Annotated in this window: 12 protein-coding genes; 1 reads left to right on the top strand and 11 read right to left on the bottom strand. The window is 70.1% G+C overall.

What is annotated here, in order from left to right; genetic code table 11:
- Positions 1–1674: an allophanate hydrolase gene (gene atzF, locus OG595_RS35145; RefSeq protein ID WP_443073277.1), complete on the top strand. Its 1674-nt coding sequence runs from the start codon at positions 1–3 to the stop codon at positions 1672–1674.
- 207 nt (positions 1675–1881) lie between these two features.
- Here atzF and OG595_RS35140 read toward each other — a convergent pair whose 3' ends face one another.
- The 11 genes from OG595_RS35140 to OG595_RS35090 all read right to left on the bottom strand — a co-directional run bounded on the left by OG595_RS35140 (position 1882) and on the right by OG595_RS35090 (position 13589).
- The gene (locus OG595_RS35140; RefSeq protein WP_329279198.1) at positions 1882–4743 is read right to left on the bottom strand and encodes a DEAD/DEAH box helicase; all 2862 of its coding nucleotides are present in this window, start codon (positions 4741–4743) and stop codon (positions 1882–1884) included.
- Between the two features lie 116 nt (positions 4744–4859).
- Positions 4860–5822, bottom strand: coding sequence for a twin-arginine translocase subunit TatC (gene tatC / locus OG595_RS35135; protein ID WP_329279195.1), 963 nt, complete (start codon positions 5820–5822; stop codon positions 4860–4862).
- A 53-nt stretch (positions 5823–5875) separates the two neighbouring features.
- The gene (gene tatA, locus OG595_RS35130; RefSeq protein ID WP_329279193.1) at positions 5876–6160 is read right to left on the bottom strand and encodes a Sec-independent protein translocase subunit TatA; all 285 of its coding nucleotides are present in this window, start codon (positions 6158–6160) and stop codon (positions 5876–5878) included.
- Between the two features lie 257 nt (positions 6161–6417).
- Positions 6418–6612 carry a hypothetical protein gene (locus OG595_RS35125; RefSeq protein WP_006379812.1) on the bottom strand — a complete coding sequence of 65 codons (195 nt, stop codon included), beginning with the start codon at positions 6610–6612 and terminating at the stop codon, positions 6418–6420.
- Between the two features lie 189 nt (positions 6613–6801).
- A complete protein-coding gene (locus tag OG595_RS35120; RefSeq protein WP_329279190.1) occupies positions 6802–7095 on the bottom strand; it encodes a hypothetical protein in 294 nt (97 codons plus the stop codon).
- On the bottom strand, positions 7092–8156 hold the full coding sequence (locus OG595_RS35115; protein ID WP_329279188.1) for a helix-turn-helix transcriptional regulator: 1065 nt from the start codon (positions 8154–8156) through the stop codon (positions 7092–7094). Before OG595_RS35115 ends, OG595_RS35120 begins: the two co-directional genes overlap by 4 nt.
- 16 nt (positions 8157–8172) lie before the next feature.
- The gene (locus OG595_RS35110; protein WP_329279186.1) at positions 8173–9126 is read right to left on the bottom strand and encodes a helix-turn-helix transcriptional regulator; all 954 of its coding nucleotides are present in this window, start codon (positions 9124–9126) and stop codon (positions 8173–8175) included.
- Positions 9127–9326: 200 nt separating this feature from the next.
- Entirely contained in the window at positions 9327–9698 is a 372-nt protein-coding gene (locus OG595_RS35105; protein WP_189146341.1) for an FKBP-type peptidyl-prolyl cis-trans isomerase, read from the bottom strand.
- Positions 9699–9799: 101 nt separating this feature from the next.
- Entirely contained in the window at positions 9800–10804 is a 1005-nt protein-coding gene (locus OG595_RS35100) for an FKBP-type peptidyl-prolyl cis-trans isomerase (protein WP_329279183.1), read from the bottom strand.
- 154 nt (positions 10805–10958) lie between these two features.
- Positions 10959–12320 (bottom strand): Pup--protein ligase, encoded by a 1362-nt coding sequence (gene pafA, locus OG595_RS35095; protein WP_329279181.1) that lies wholly within the window; start codon positions 12318–12320, stop codon positions 10959–10961.
- A gap of 9 nt (positions 12321–12329) precedes the next feature.
- Positions 12330–13589: an MFS transporter gene (locus tag OG595_RS35090; protein ID WP_329279179.1), complete on the bottom strand. Its 1260-nt coding sequence runs from the start codon at positions 13587–13589 to the stop codon at positions 12330–12332.
- Positions 13590–13623 lie beyond the last annotated feature (34 nt).

Raw genomic sequence — 13623 nt, 5'->3', positions numbered from 1 at the left:
ATGTCGACCCTGACCCGAGTCCGTATGGCCTACGCCCGCCTCGACGCCGTGGACCGCCCCGAGGTCTGGATCGACCTACGCCCCCAGGCCGAGGCCGAGGCAGAAGCCACCCGCATCGACGAACGCCTCGCCGCAGGCGACCACCTCCCTCTCGCCGGCAGACTCTTCGCCGCCAAGGGCAACATCGACGTCCAGGGCCTCCCCACCACCGCCGGCTGCCCCGCCTACGCCTACCACCCCGAGGTCGACGCCCCTGTCGTCGCCCGCCTCAAGGAGGCCGGCGCCCTCCTCCTCGGCACCACCAACCTCGACCAGTTCGCCACCGGCCTGGTCGGCACCCGCTCCCCCTACGGTGCCGTCCGCAACGCCCACGACCCCACCCGAATCAGCGGCGGCTCCAGCTCCGGCTCCGCCACCGCCGTGGCACTGGGCATCGTCGACTTCGCCCTCGGCACAGACACCGCGGGCTCCGGCCGCGTCCCCGCCGCCTTCAACGGCATCGTCGGTCTCAAGCCGACCCGAGGCCTGGTCCCCACGACCGGCGTCGTCCCGGCCTGCGCCTCCCTGGACTGTGTGACCGTGTTCGCCCGTACGCTCCCCGAGGCCGAGCAGGCACTCGCGTACATGGCGTCCCCGTCCGCCCGCGAACTCCCGCCCCTCCCCCAGCGCACGCCAGGCCCCTGGCGCGTGGCGGTACCGCCGCTCGCCCAGCTCGGCGAACTCGACCCGGGCTGGGCACAGGCGTACGAGGCCGCCGTGGCTCGCCTCCGCGCGGCGGGCGTCTCCCTGCGCACCCTCGACCTCACCCCGTTCACCGAGGCCGCCTCGATGCTGTACCAGGGCGCGTTCGTCGCGGAGCGCTACACAGCCGTGGGCGCCTTCGTCGACAAGTTGCTCTCCGAGGGCGGTGCGGCGGGCGCGACCCTCGACCCGACCGTCGCCGGCATCATCACCCGTGCCCGCGACATCCCCGCCCATCAGCTCTACGCCGACCAGGAGCGGCTGGCCGCCCTGCGCACACGCGCGTTCGCCGAACTGGCCGACGCGGACGCCCTGTTGCTGCCCACGGCCCCCGGTCACCCCACCCTCGCCGAGGTCGCCGCCGACCCGCTGGGGGCCAACGCCCGTCTGGGCCGCTTCACCAACTCCACCAACCTCTTCGACCAGGCCGCGGTCGCCGTACCCGCGGGCGAGGTGGACGGGCTGCCCTTCGGCGTGATGCTGATCGGCCCGGCGTTCACCGACGAACGGCTCGCCACGATCGCCCGCCTGCTCCAGCCCGAGGCCCGCCTCGCGGTGGTCGGCGCGCATCTCGCGGGCCAGCCGCTCAACCCCCAACTCCTCACCCTGGGCGCCCGGTTGGAGCGTACGACCACGACGGCACCCGTCTATCGTCTGCATGCCCTCCCCACGGTCCCGCCGAAGCCGGGCCTGGTCCACGTCGGCGAGGGGGAGACCGGCGGGGCGGCCGTCGAGGCCGAGGTGTGGCGTCTTCCCGCCGAAGGCCTCGGCCGCTTCCTCACCGCCCTCCCCCGCCCGATGGCCCTGGGCCGCGTCGAACTCGCCGACGGCACCCACGTGTCCGGCTTCCTGTGCGAACCGGCCGCGCTCGAAGGCGCAGAGGACATCACGGCGTACGGCGGCTGGCGCGCGTACCTGAACAGCCGCCCCTGACGACCACGGCCCCGACCGCCCGATGACAACCGGCCCTTGGAACCACGGCAGACACAGCCGGCACGGGAAACCCGCAGCACACACGCACCCCGGTGGGGCGCCGCGCTGAGCCGGCCCTCGACTCCACCGGGTGGGCGCGAACGGCCACGGAGAACCCGCGCGCACGCGCCCACCGAGTGGAAGCACAGCCCGCCGAACCGTCGGGGGTCACCCCACGGACGAGTAGGCCACAACCCCCCGCAGCAGCCCGTCCACGGCCTTGCGCGCGTTCTTCGCGACCGTCGACCCCTCCGTGCCGGAGACCGGCGCCGCGGCCGAGATCTGGCCGAGGACGTCGATGACCTGCTTGCACCACCGGACGAAGTCGCCGGCCGGCATCTCCGCCTCGCGCAGCACCTCGTCGAGGCCCTTGCCGGAGGCCCACTCGTAGGCCGCCCAGGCGAAGCCGAGGTCGGGCTCGCGCTGGCCGACGCCCTCGCTCTGGGTGATCCGGAACTCCTCCTCCAGCGCGTCGAGCCGACCCCAGATGCGGACCATCTCGCCGAGCGCGGCCTTGGCCTTGCCGGACGGCACCTTAGGCGCCATGGCGTCGTCGGCGACCCGGGACTCGTACACCAACGCCGAGACGCAGGCGGCGAGTTCGGCGGGCGACAGCCCCTCCCACACGCCCGCGCGCAGGCATTCGCTGGCCAGCAGGTCCAACTCGCCGTAGAGCCGGGCGAGCCGCTTGCCGTGCTCGGTCACCTCGTCGGCGCGCAGGTAGTCCAGCTCGGTGAGCAGGGCGACGATGCGGTCGAACGTGCGGGCGATGGTGTTCGTGCGGCCCTCGATGCGCCGTTCCAGCTGCGAGGTGTCGCGCAGCAGGCGGTGGTAGCGCTCGGCCCAACGGGCGTGGTCCTCGCGGTCGCTGCAGCCGTGGCAGGCGTGGGCGCGGATCGCGGCGCGCAGCCGGGCGATCTCACGGTCGTCGGCCGCCTGGGCCCGCTGCTTGCGGGCCCGCTCGGGCGGGATGTGCCCGGCCTTGGAGCGCAGCGCGGAGGCGAGGTCGCGGCGGGACTGCGGCGAACGCGGGTTGAAGGACTTGGGGACCCGCATCCGCTCCAACGGCTCGACGGGCACCGGGAAGTCCATCGACGCCAGCCGCTTCACCTGCCGTTCCGACGTCAGCACCAGCGGCCGGGGGCCGTCGTGCTGCTCGAAGCCGCGATGGCCGTTGGACCGGCCCGCGGGCAGCCCCGGGTCGAGGACGAGCGCGAGGCCCGCGTACTTGCCCGTGGGGACGTGGATGATGTCACCGGGTTTGAGCTTCTCCAGCGCGACGGCGGCCTCGGCGCGCCGTTGGGCGGCGCCCTGCCGGGCCAGGTCGGTCTCCCGGTCCTTGAGTTCGCGGCGCAGCCGCGCGTACTCCTCGAAGTCACCCAGGTGGCAGGTCATGGAATCCTTGTAGCCGTCCAGGCCCTCCTCGTTGCGCTGCACCTGCCGGGAGATCCCGACGACCGACTTGTCGGCCTGGAACTGCGCGAACGAGGTCTCCAGCAGCTCGCGCGAGCGGTGCCGCCCGAACTGCTCCACGAGGTTGACCGCCATGTTGTACGACGGCTTGAAGCTGGAGCGCAGCGGATACGTGCGCGTGCCGGCCAGTCCCGCGAGGTGATCGGGGCTCATCCCGCGCTGCCACAGCACCACGGCATGGCCCTCGACGTCGATGCCACGGCGCCCCGCACGCCCCGTCAGCTGGGTGTACTCGCCGGGAGTGATGTCGGCGTGCTGTTCGCCGTTCCACTTGACGAGCTTCTCCAGCACGACCGAGCGGGCGGGCATGTTGATGCCGAGCGCGAGGGTCTCGGTGGCGAACACGGCCTTCACGAGGCCCTGTACGAAGAGTTCCTCGACGACCTCCTTGAACGTGGGCAGCATGCCCGCGTGGTGGGCGGCGATGCCTCGCTCCAGGCCCTCCAGCCACTCGTAGTACCCGAGGACGTGCAGGTCCTCGTGGGGGATGGAGGCGGTGCGCTCCTCGACGAGGGCCCGCACCCGCTCGCGCGCCTCGTCGTCGTTCAGCCGAAGTCCCGCGTACAGGCACTGCTGTACGGCGGCCTCGCAGGCCGCGCGGCTGAAGATGAACGTGATGGCGGGCAACAGGCCTTCGTTGTCGAGCCGTTCGATGACCTCGGGGCGTCCCGGCGTCCACACGCGTGAGCGGGATCTGCGCTCCCGCTCACGGTCGGCCTCGCGCATGGCACGCCCGCGTTTGCGGTCCTGGAAGGAGGGCCGCTGGGCCTCCATCCGCGCGAGCCGCGCGAGGTCGGGGTTGACGGCCTTCCTGCTGCCCTCGCCCTCCTCGAAGAGGTCGTACATCCGGCGTCCGGCGAGCACGTGCTGGAACAGGGGCACGGGCCGGTGCTCGGAGACGATCACCTGGGTGTCGCCGCGCACGGTGTCGAGCCAGTCGCCGAACTCCTCGGCGTTGGACACGGTCGCCGACAGCGAGACGAGGGTGACCGACTCGGGGAGGTGGATGATCACTTCCTCCCACACGGCGCCGCGGAAGCGGTCGGAGAGGTAGTGCACCTCGTCCATGACCACATAGCCGAGGCCCAGGAGGGTCTGCGAGCCCGCGTACAGCATGTTCCGCAGCACCTCGGTGGTCATCACGACCACCGGGGCATCGGAGTTGACGCTGTTGTCGCCGGTGAGCAGGCCGACCTTGTCCGCGCCGTAACGACGGCACAGGTCGGAGTACTTCTGGTTCGACAGGGCCTTGATGGGCGTCGTGTAGAAGCACTTCTTGCCCTGCTGGAGGGCGAGATGGACGGCGAACTCGCCGACGATCGTCTTGCCCGAACCCGTGGGGGCGGCCACCAGCACGCCCTTCCCGGCTTCGAGCGCCTGGCAGGCCTCGATCTGGAAGGGGTCGAGGCCGAAGTCGTACATCTCGCGGAAGGACGCGAGCGCGGTGGCCTGCTCGACAGCGCGCTTGCGTGCTGCCGCATACCGCTCGGCCGGTGAGAGGTCCTCTGTCATCGTGCTTTCGAGACTACCGGCCCCCACTGACAACAGGACGATCATTATCCGGATCGGTGTCTGCGAAACCCGGGATCGGCGCAGCTCAAGCAACATGGAAGCGGCCGGGGCGCCGGGCGGGCGCCCCGGCCGCTTCCAGGTCCGGGTGGTGGGAGTGAGCCTCAGGTCACGTCGTCATAGCCGTTGACCCGTTCCGTGCCCGTCTGTTCGGGCAGGGCGGCCCGGCTGGCGGAGACGGTCTCGATCTCGCCGATGTCCTCGGGAGTGAGGTCGAGGTCGGAGGCCTCGTCGTCGTCCGGTCCCTCCGCCTCGCGGCGGCGCTTGCGCCGGTCGTTCGTCAGCGAGAAGGCAACCGCGCCGAAGTACAGAACCCAGATCGGTCCGGCGAGCGCCAGCATGGTCAGCGGGTCCGTGCTCGGCGTCGCGATCGCCGCGAACACCGTGATGCCCATGATCATGCCGCGCCACCAGCCGGCCATGCGCTTGCCGGTGAGAATCCCGGTGAGGTTGAGCATGATCAGCAGCAGCGGCAGTTCGAAGGAGAGACCGAAGACGAGCACCATGCGCGTGACGAGGTCGAGCAGGTCGTCCAGCGGCAGCAGGTTGTCGACGCCGAACGGCGTGAACTCGATCAGGACCTTCGCAGTGGTGGGGAGCACCCGGTAGGCGAAGTAGGCGCCACCGAGGAACAGCGGAACACCGGAGGCGACGAACGCGTAGGCGTACTTCTTCTCGCTCTTGTGCAGGCCCGGGGCGACGAACGCCCAGAGCTGGTAGAGCCAGACCGGCGAGGCGAGCACGACGCCGGCCATCAGCGACACCTTCAGGGCGAGCGTGAAGGGCGCGAGGAGACCGTTGATCGTGATCTTCGCGCAGGGGCTGTCGCCCGAGGTCTGCTGCTTTGCCAGCTCGGAGAAGGACGACGGGCATCCGACCGAGTCGAGCACCGGTTTGGTGAAGAAGTTGATGATGTCGTTGTAGAAGAAGGCGGCCACGATCGTGATGGCGACGATCGCCACCATGGCCTTCGCGACCCGGTTGCGGAGCTCGCGGAGATGCTCCACGAGGGGCATCCGCCCCTCGGGATCCCTCTCCTTCTCCTTGTTGCGGGCAGACTTGAGCAACCCACGTCCTCATCTCGTGCGGCAGGCCGGAGGCATCCGGCCCTGCGTCAGCGTCAGCGCTTGGTCGTGTCCGTGGGCTCGGTGACCGGGCGCGCGCTCGTCACGTCACCGGGGGCGGCCTGGATGGTGCGCTGCACCGGGGGCTGCTCCTCGGTGTACGGCGGAGCCGCGGGGGCGGGTTCCTGGCCCTCCGACTTCATCGCCTTGGCTTCGCTCTTCAGGATGCGCGCGGACTTGCCGAGCGAGCGCGCCATGTCCGGAAGCTTCTTCGCGCCGAACAGCAGGATGATGACGACGAGGATGAGAATGATCTCGGGGGCGCCGAGCCTTCCGAACATAAGTCTTTACCTTCTCACCGAGGCGGCTGGGTGGGGTGCTGTCCGATCGTTCGGACAGGCGTCCGACCGTCGTGTTCACAGCGATCGTAACGCTCGGGGGTAAACCTGAGGCAATCCCTGTGCGTACTCCCGGTTTGCGGTCCGGGCCTCGTTTTCCGGCCGCGATCAGCAGCGTACCTGCCGACGCCGACAAGGTGACAGGCCGAAGTCGCCCAAAACACATCAACCAGCGGACTCACAGGAGAGCCGCCGGACAGTCACAGCGCGTCCACAGAGCGTGCCGTGTGCACGGCCGCCCGTTCGAGGTCCTCGGCGGCCCGGTTGATGCGCCGCGCCGAGTCCGTGACCTGCCTTCCCAGGCGCTGCGCCTCCAGGAAGACCCGGACGGCGAGCACCCCGAGAACGGCGAGTCCCAGAAACCCCACAGCAATCGCGAACATCGGCCAGAACATGGCGCCGAGCCTAACCCGTCACCGGACGGCCCGGACGCCCCCGGCCGGTCCGGCGTTCGAGGACGAGGCCGTGCAGGCCGAAGCGGGGATCTGGGGGCGGCAGCCCCCGATGGGGGTCCCCAGCGGGGTCCCCCACCCGGGGAGGCACGGGTGAGGGCGGCCGGGGCGAAAATACCAGCGCTCAGCCCCTCAGGACGGCCCGGCCAGCCGGAGAGTCCTGACCCCACCCCCGGTGAGCAGCTCGACGACGCGCTCCCCCGCCGGTTTACGGACGGTCACGTCGCAGTCGGGGCAGGTGAACGAGTAGAAGGTGGTCCGGCTGGTGGCGCCGATGGCCAGGCGCAGGGCGCCCGCGGTGAGCTCGAAGTTGCCGCGGCAGTCCGGGCAGGCGGCGCGGAACACGACGGGGGCCACTCTTCTCATGCCGGCGAAGGCCGCGGCCACGGTCATGTCCCGCACACCTGACATCGGAGACTCGCTCAACGCTCCTGCTCCCGTCTGTCGTACAGCCCGTCCTGAACTCCGTGCGCCCCGGGCGTCCGCGGCTGTGTCCCAGGGGCCTGGGGGGCGTCGTACGCCGCCAGCGCCTCCTGGGCGGCCTGCCGGGCACTGTCCGCGAGGTCCTGCGGCGAGACGATGCGCCCGTCGCGGCCGAGCCGCAGTGCCAGGCGCCGCAGCGACGCCGGATCGGGGGTGCGCAGAGTGATACGCAGCCCGCCCTCGGGAAGCTCATCGGCACTGTCGTGCGGGTAGTACTCGGCGACCCAGCGTCCGCCGGGCCCGACCTCGACGACCACCTCGGGATCCTCGGCGGCGGGCTGCACCAGCCCTTCCGACAGGTCCCGCAGCTCTATCTCGGGCGGGGCGGCCGGCTCGTCCAGGATCCTGATCTCGGCGACCCGGTCGAGGCGGAAGGTGCGGCGCGCCTCGGAGCGCCGGCACCAGGCCTCCACGTAGGTGTGGCCGACGCTGACCAGGCGGATCGGGTCGATCTCCCGCTCGCTGAGCTCGTCACGCGCGGGCGAGTAGTAGCGGATCCACAGGCGGCGGCGCTCGGAGATCGCCCGGTCGACGTCCGCGAAGACCCCGCCCTCGGACTCGAAGGTCACCGACAGCCGCGCACTGGCCCCGGCAGCCTCTCCGGCCGCCGTCTCCACCTTGGCGGTGGCCCGCAGCAGCGCCTGCCGGTCGCCCTCGCGCAGCCCGGGCAGCGTGGACACCGCGCGGGCGGCGACCAGCAGCGCGGTCGCCTCGTCGGCGGCCAGTCTGAGCGGCTCGGCGGCCTCCTCGCCGAGTGCGGCGGGGTTGTGCCACCAGATCCGGTCGCCGTCGGTGTCGATGTCGAGCAGGTCGCCGCCGCGGAAGCTGGTGCCGCACATGGGCAGCACGTCCAGGTCCGAGACCAGTTCGTCCTCGGTGATCCCGAACGCGCGGGCGACGTCGCCGACGCGCGCGCCGGGCCGCTCGCGCAGATAGGTCACCAGGGACAGCATCCGCCGCGTCTGGTCGATGGCGTTCACGGGCCTGGCCGGTTTGCCTGCCACTTGCTTGTGCTCTCCCTCAGCCCTTGGCCACGGCGCGCAGCCTGTCCACCACGTCGGCACGCAGTTCGGCCGGCTCCAGGACCACCACGTCCGGTCCGAACTCCACCAGCCAGGCGTCCAGCCCGTGCCCGTACGGAATCTCCAACTCGTCCCAGCCGTCGCCGAGTTCCCGCACCCGGGACGCCTTCGCCCGAAGGGGGTAGCCGGCGCCCGCCCGCAGCCGGATCAGCGCGGAACGGTCGGCGCTCTCCCCCGCCCAGCTGGCGACGGTCTCGCGGACCGTGACGACATCGGGCACGTCGGCGGTGAACTTCGCGCTGCGGCTGCGGACCTTGCCGGTGATCCGCGACAGCCTGAACACACGTTCGGCGCCCCGGTCACGGTCCCAGCCGGCCAGATACCAGTGGCCGCGCCAGCACTCCAGCGCCCACGGCTCCACCTGACGGGGCTCCGGGCGGACGGCTGTGGCCTTGCGGTAGTCGAAGGCGACCGGGCGGCGGTCCCGGCAGGCCAGCATCAGCGGCTCGAAGGCGGCCTCGTGCACCGGGATACGCGGCTCCAGGGCGCCGTGGGCCTCGTAGGGGTCGACGTCCTCGGGCAGTCCGGCCGCGCGCAGCTTCTGCAGCGCGCCACTGGCCGCACCGGCGAGGCGGGCCTGCTGCCAGACCTTCGCGGCCAGGCCCAGGGCGGCGGCCTCCTCGGCGTCGAGGGTGATGGGCGGCAGCCGGTTGCTGTCACGGCCGGCGCGGTAGCCGACCTCCCCGTCGAGGTTCTCCACCGTCTCGATGACCAGCCCGAGTTCGCGCAGATCGTCCTTGTCGCGCTCGAACATCCGGTTGAAGGAGTCGTCGCTGCCCGCTTCGAGATAGGCCTCGATGGAGTCACGAAGCTCGCGCTTGCTCAGCGGCCTGCGCGTCCCGAGCAGGCACAGCGCCAGGTTCATCAGCCGCTCTGCCTTGGCAATGGCCATCGACGCCCTTCGTCTTCCCTATGGTGCTTACGACGGATGACCGTACCGCTCCGAAGTGGCGCGGCAAAAGCCGAGGGTCCATGCCCGGACAGGCATGGACCCCGGATGATCAAGTCCGGTCGGACCTCGCACCTACGTCGTAGGACGATCCGACCTGATTCCGATCACATTCGACTGTCGTACGACGATCGGACCGATGGTCAGACCGCGACCAGGTCCACCACGAAGATCAGCGTCTCGCCCGGCTTGATCGCCGGCGTGGGGCTCTGGTTGCCGTACGCGAGGTGGGCCGGGATGGTCAGCTCACGCCGGCCGCCGACCTTCATGCCCTGCACACCGAGGTCCCAGCCCTTGATGACCCGGCCCCCGCCCAGCGGGAACTTGAACGGGGTGCCCCGGTTCCAGCTGGCGTCGAACTCCTCGCCCGTGCTGAAGGAAACTCCCACGTAGTGGACGGTGACGTTCTGACCCGCCACCGCTTCGGCGCCGTCGCCCTCCCAGATGTCCTTGATCTGGAGGTCCGCCGGGGGCTCGCCGCCGGGGAAGTCGATCTCGGGCTTCTCGATGCTCACGTCTCTGGCTCCTGCTGGTGAATGAACAAAGGCAACGCGCACAGTCTTTCATCCCGGGCGCGTGCGACGACGCCCGCGCCGCGACGACCTCCCCGAAGGGGTCACATCTTCGCGAGGATGTCCACGGAGAACACCAGCACCGAGTCCTTCTCGATGCCGCTGCCCTGCGGCGGGTTGTCGCCGTAGCCCAGGGCCGGCGGAATCACGATCAGCACGCGGCTGCCGACCTTCTTGCCGGTCAGCCCCTGCGCCCATCCCTTGACGACCTGCGACAGCCCGAACGAGACCAGCTGCCCGTTCTTGTACGACGAGTCGAACTCCTTGCCCGTGTCCCACAGCACGCCCTTGTACTGCACGAGGACAGACTCGGTCTCCTTGACCACCTCGCCGTCGCCCTCGATGACGTAGTCCGCCACCAGCTTCGTCGGCGCGGCGGACTTCGGGACCTCGATCGAGGGAGCCGCACCGTCCGTGTTCGTCCCCACCTTCGGCAGCGCGGCGTCGTCCTGAGCGACGGCCTTGCCCTTCGCCGAGCTCTTCGCGTTGAACGTGTCCTTGACATCCACGACGAAGACCAGCGTGTCGGTGCCCTTGATGCCCGCCTGAGAGTTGCCCTGCGTGCCGTAACCCCAGGTCGGCGGGACGGCCATCTCGACACGGCTGCCGGCCTTCCGGCCAGTCAGCCCATACCGCCAGCCGTCGATGATGCCGCCCTGCGCCAGCTGGATGACGAGCGCGGTCCCCCGGTCGTACGAGTTGTCGAAGACCTTCGCCGAATCCCAGATCTGGCCCAGGTAGTTGGCCACGACGTAGTCGTTCTCCACGACCGTCTTGCCGTTGCCCGCGATGAGCGTCTTCACCGCGAGATCCTTCGACGGCGTACCGCTGCCCTTGGCCACGGTCGGCTTCTCGTCGAACTTCGCTCCCGCCGTGACCGCCGGCAGCGGACCGTCGACGATCTTCGGCGCCGGCGCGGCGGACGAACCCGACGCCGAAGGGGACGGGCTGCTGTCACTGGCCTTGCTCTTGTCGGACTCGTCGTCGCCGCATCCGGCGAGCGTGACAAGTCCGGCAGGTACGGCAAGGAGAACTGAGCGTCGGCGCACGGTGAAAGCCTCGTATCGGTGTCGATCTTGTGTTGCTGGCGTGCGCGCAACTCTACGGCGTGCGAAGGGCGCCGTACGGAAAACGTACGGCGCCCCGCGTTGCGTTCCGGAAACACATCCGGCCGCAAATCTCACATACCGGCGACTCGGTGACTCACATACCGGCGATCAGCTTCTCCACCCGTTCATCGACACTGCGGAACGGGTCCTTGCACAACACCGTGCGCTGCGCCTGGTCGTTGAGCTTCAGATGCACCCAGTCGACCGTGAAATCGCGCCGCTGTTCCTGGGCCCGCCTGATGAAGTCACCGCGCAGCCGCGCCCGAGTGGTCTGCGGCGGAACCGACTTGCCCTCGAAGATCTTCAAGTCGTTGCAGATCCGCGCGGCTTGGTTCTTCCTCTCCAGCAGGTAGTAAAGACCCCGCCTGCGGTGAATGTCGTGATAGGCGAGGTCGATCTGAGCGACGCGCGGATGCGACATCGTCATGTTGTGCTTGGCCCGGTACCGCTCGATGAGCTGGTACTTCATCACCCAGTCGATCTCGGTGCCGATCCGGTCCAGATCCTCGGCCTCGATGGAGTCGAGCACCCGGCCCCACAGCTCCAGCACCTGCGCGACCGTGCCCGTGCGGATGCCTCGCCGGTCGACGAAGTCCACGGCCTTCTCGTAGTACTCGCGCTGCACATCCAGCGCCGAGGCCTCCCGGCCGCTGGCCAGCCGCACCTTGCGGCGGCCCGTGATGTCGTGGCTGACCTCGCGGATCGCCCGGATCGGGTTCTCCAGAGTCAGGTCCCGCATCACCGTGCCCGCCTCGATCATGCGCAGCACGAGGTCGGTGGCACCGACCTTCAGAAGCATCGTCGTCTCGGACATGTTCGAGTCGCCGACGATGACATGCAGCCGGCGATAGCGCTCGGCGTCCGCGTGCGGTTCGTCACGCGTGTTGATGATCGGCCGGGACCGGGTCGTCGCCGAGGAGACGCCCTCCCAGATGTGCTCCGCCCGCTGACTCACGCAGTACACGGCACCGCGCGGCGTCTGCAGCACCTTGCCCGCACCGCACAGAAGCTGGCGGGTGACGAGGAACGGAATGAGGATGTCCGCGAGCCGGGAGAACTCCCCGTGCCGGGCCACCAGATAGTTCTCGTGGCAACCGTACGAGTTGCCCGCCGAGTCCGTGTTGTTCTTGAAGAGGTAGACGTCGCCCGCGATTCCTTCCTCGTGCAGGCGTCGTTCGGCGTCCACCAGGAGTCCTTCGAGAATGCGCTCGCCGGCCTTGTCGTGAGTGACGAGTTCCGTCAGGTCGTCACATTCCGGTGTCGCGTATTCCGGATGTGATCCCACGTCAAGATAGAGGCGTGCGCCGTTTCGCAGAAAGACATTGCTGCTACGGCCCCATGACACGACACGGCGGAAGAGGTACCGAGCCACCTCGTCGGGAGACAGACGCCGCTGTCCCCTGAACGTACACGTGACGCCGTACTCGTTCTCCAGCCCGAAAATGCGGCGGTCCATGACTGAACATTACGCCCGATCCCCCGAGCTGAAACGGGTTCCGGCAGCACGGTTTGGATCATTTTCCGATGAGACCGCAACCACCGCGCCTCCCGCGGGCACCGCCAGCACCCGCCCGGTGACCAGCAGAACCAGCAACGACACGGCCCCGGCACCCCCCGGCACGACGAACCCCCACAGCGTTCCGCCCCACTCGACGACCGGCCCCGCGAGACCCGTACCCAGCGACGCGCCCACGGTGAACGTCGTCACGAGCCAGGAGAAGGCCTCGGTGACCGTCCCCCGCGGAGCGTGCCGGTCCACCAGCACGAACACACACGCGAGGGTCGGCGCCAGGAACACCCCCGCGAGCACCATCAGCAACGTCATCGCGACCGCGCCCGGCATCAGCGTCAGCGGCAGATAACACACCGCCAGAAACCCCACCAGCACCGTCAGCCGCCGCTCCGCCGGCCCGCTCCACTGTCGCGCCCCGTACACCGTGCCGCCCAGCAGCGCGCCCAGCCCGACGGCCGCCATCAGCCAGCCGTACACCACGTCACCACCGTGGCCGTCCGCGTACGACACCGAAGCCACCGTGATGGACCCCATCGCGATCCCCACGAACAGGAACGCCCCCAGCATCACCAGCAGCCCCGGCGACCTCAGCGCGCCCAGCCAGTGCGCCTCACGCGGCGCCGAACGCCACGCCCGCGAAGGCGGCGACAGCACCACGGAGAGCGCCCCCAGGACCCCGATCACGTTCAGCACGATCAGCGCGGCCCGCGCCGACCACAGCGACGCGCACAGCGTGACCAGCAACGGCCCCACGGTGAACAGGATTTCCTGCGCCACGGCGTCCATCGCGTACGCCGTGTGCACCTGGTCCTCCCTGCGGAGCACCGACGGCCACAGCGCCCGCAGACCGCCCTCCAGGGGAGGCGTGAACAGCCCGGCGACCGCCACCGCGACATACGCGAGCGGCAGCGGGCCGATACCCGCGAACGCGAACACCCCCGTACCGAGCGCCGATACGAGCGCACCCGACAACTGGACCCGCGGCTGCCCGTACAGGTCGACCAGCCGCCCCAGCAGCGGCTGCCCCACGGCGTTGGCCACCCCGTACGCCGCGGCGAGCCCGCCTGCGAGGCTGTAGGTGCCGCCCTCGGCCCGGACGAACAGCACGATCGCGATCGCCGCCGTGGCGTTCGGCAACCGGCCCACCAGGGTGCCCACGAGCAGCCTCACCGCATACCGTGCCCTGAGGATCTCCAGGTATCCCGCCGCCATGACCAGCCTTTCCCGTCAACCGCGACGCCGGAAG

It is taken from the genome of Streptomyces sp. NBC_01451 (genome assembly GCF_036227485.1).
GTDB lineage: Bacteria > Actinomycetota > Actinomycetes > Streptomycetales > Streptomycetaceae > Streptomyces.
Note: the sequence above shows the minus strand (reverse complement) of the source record. Positions and strands in the feature narration are given on the sequence as shown.

Coding starts and splice junctions, on each gene's coding strand:
- OG595_RS35140 (WP_329279198.1), bottom strand. CDS start 4,743: ATGATCGTCCTGTTGTCAGTGGGGGCCGGTAGTCTCGAAAGCACGATG.
- atzF (WP_443073277.1), top strand. CDS start 1: ATGTCGACCCTGACCCGAGTCCGTATGGCCTACGCCCGCCTCGACGCC.
- tatA (WP_329279193.1), bottom strand. CDS start 6,160: ATGTTCGGAAGGCTCGGCGCCCCCGAGATCATTCTCATCCTCGTCGTC.
- OG595_RS35090 (WP_329279179.1), bottom strand. CDS start 13,589: ATGGCGGCGGGATACCTGGAGATCCTCAGGGCACGGTATGCGGTGAGG.
- OG595_RS35125 (WP_006379812.1), bottom strand. CDS start 6,612: ATGTTCTGGCCGATGTTCGCGATTGCTGTGGGGTTTCTGGGACTCGCC.
- pafA (WP_329279181.1), bottom strand. CDS start 12,320: ATGGACCGCCGCATTTTCGGGCTGGAGAACGAGTACGGCGTCACGTGT.
- OG595_RS35110 (WP_329279186.1), bottom strand. CDS start 9,126: ATGGCCATTGCCAAGGCAGAGCGGCTGATGAACCTGGCGCTGTGCCTG.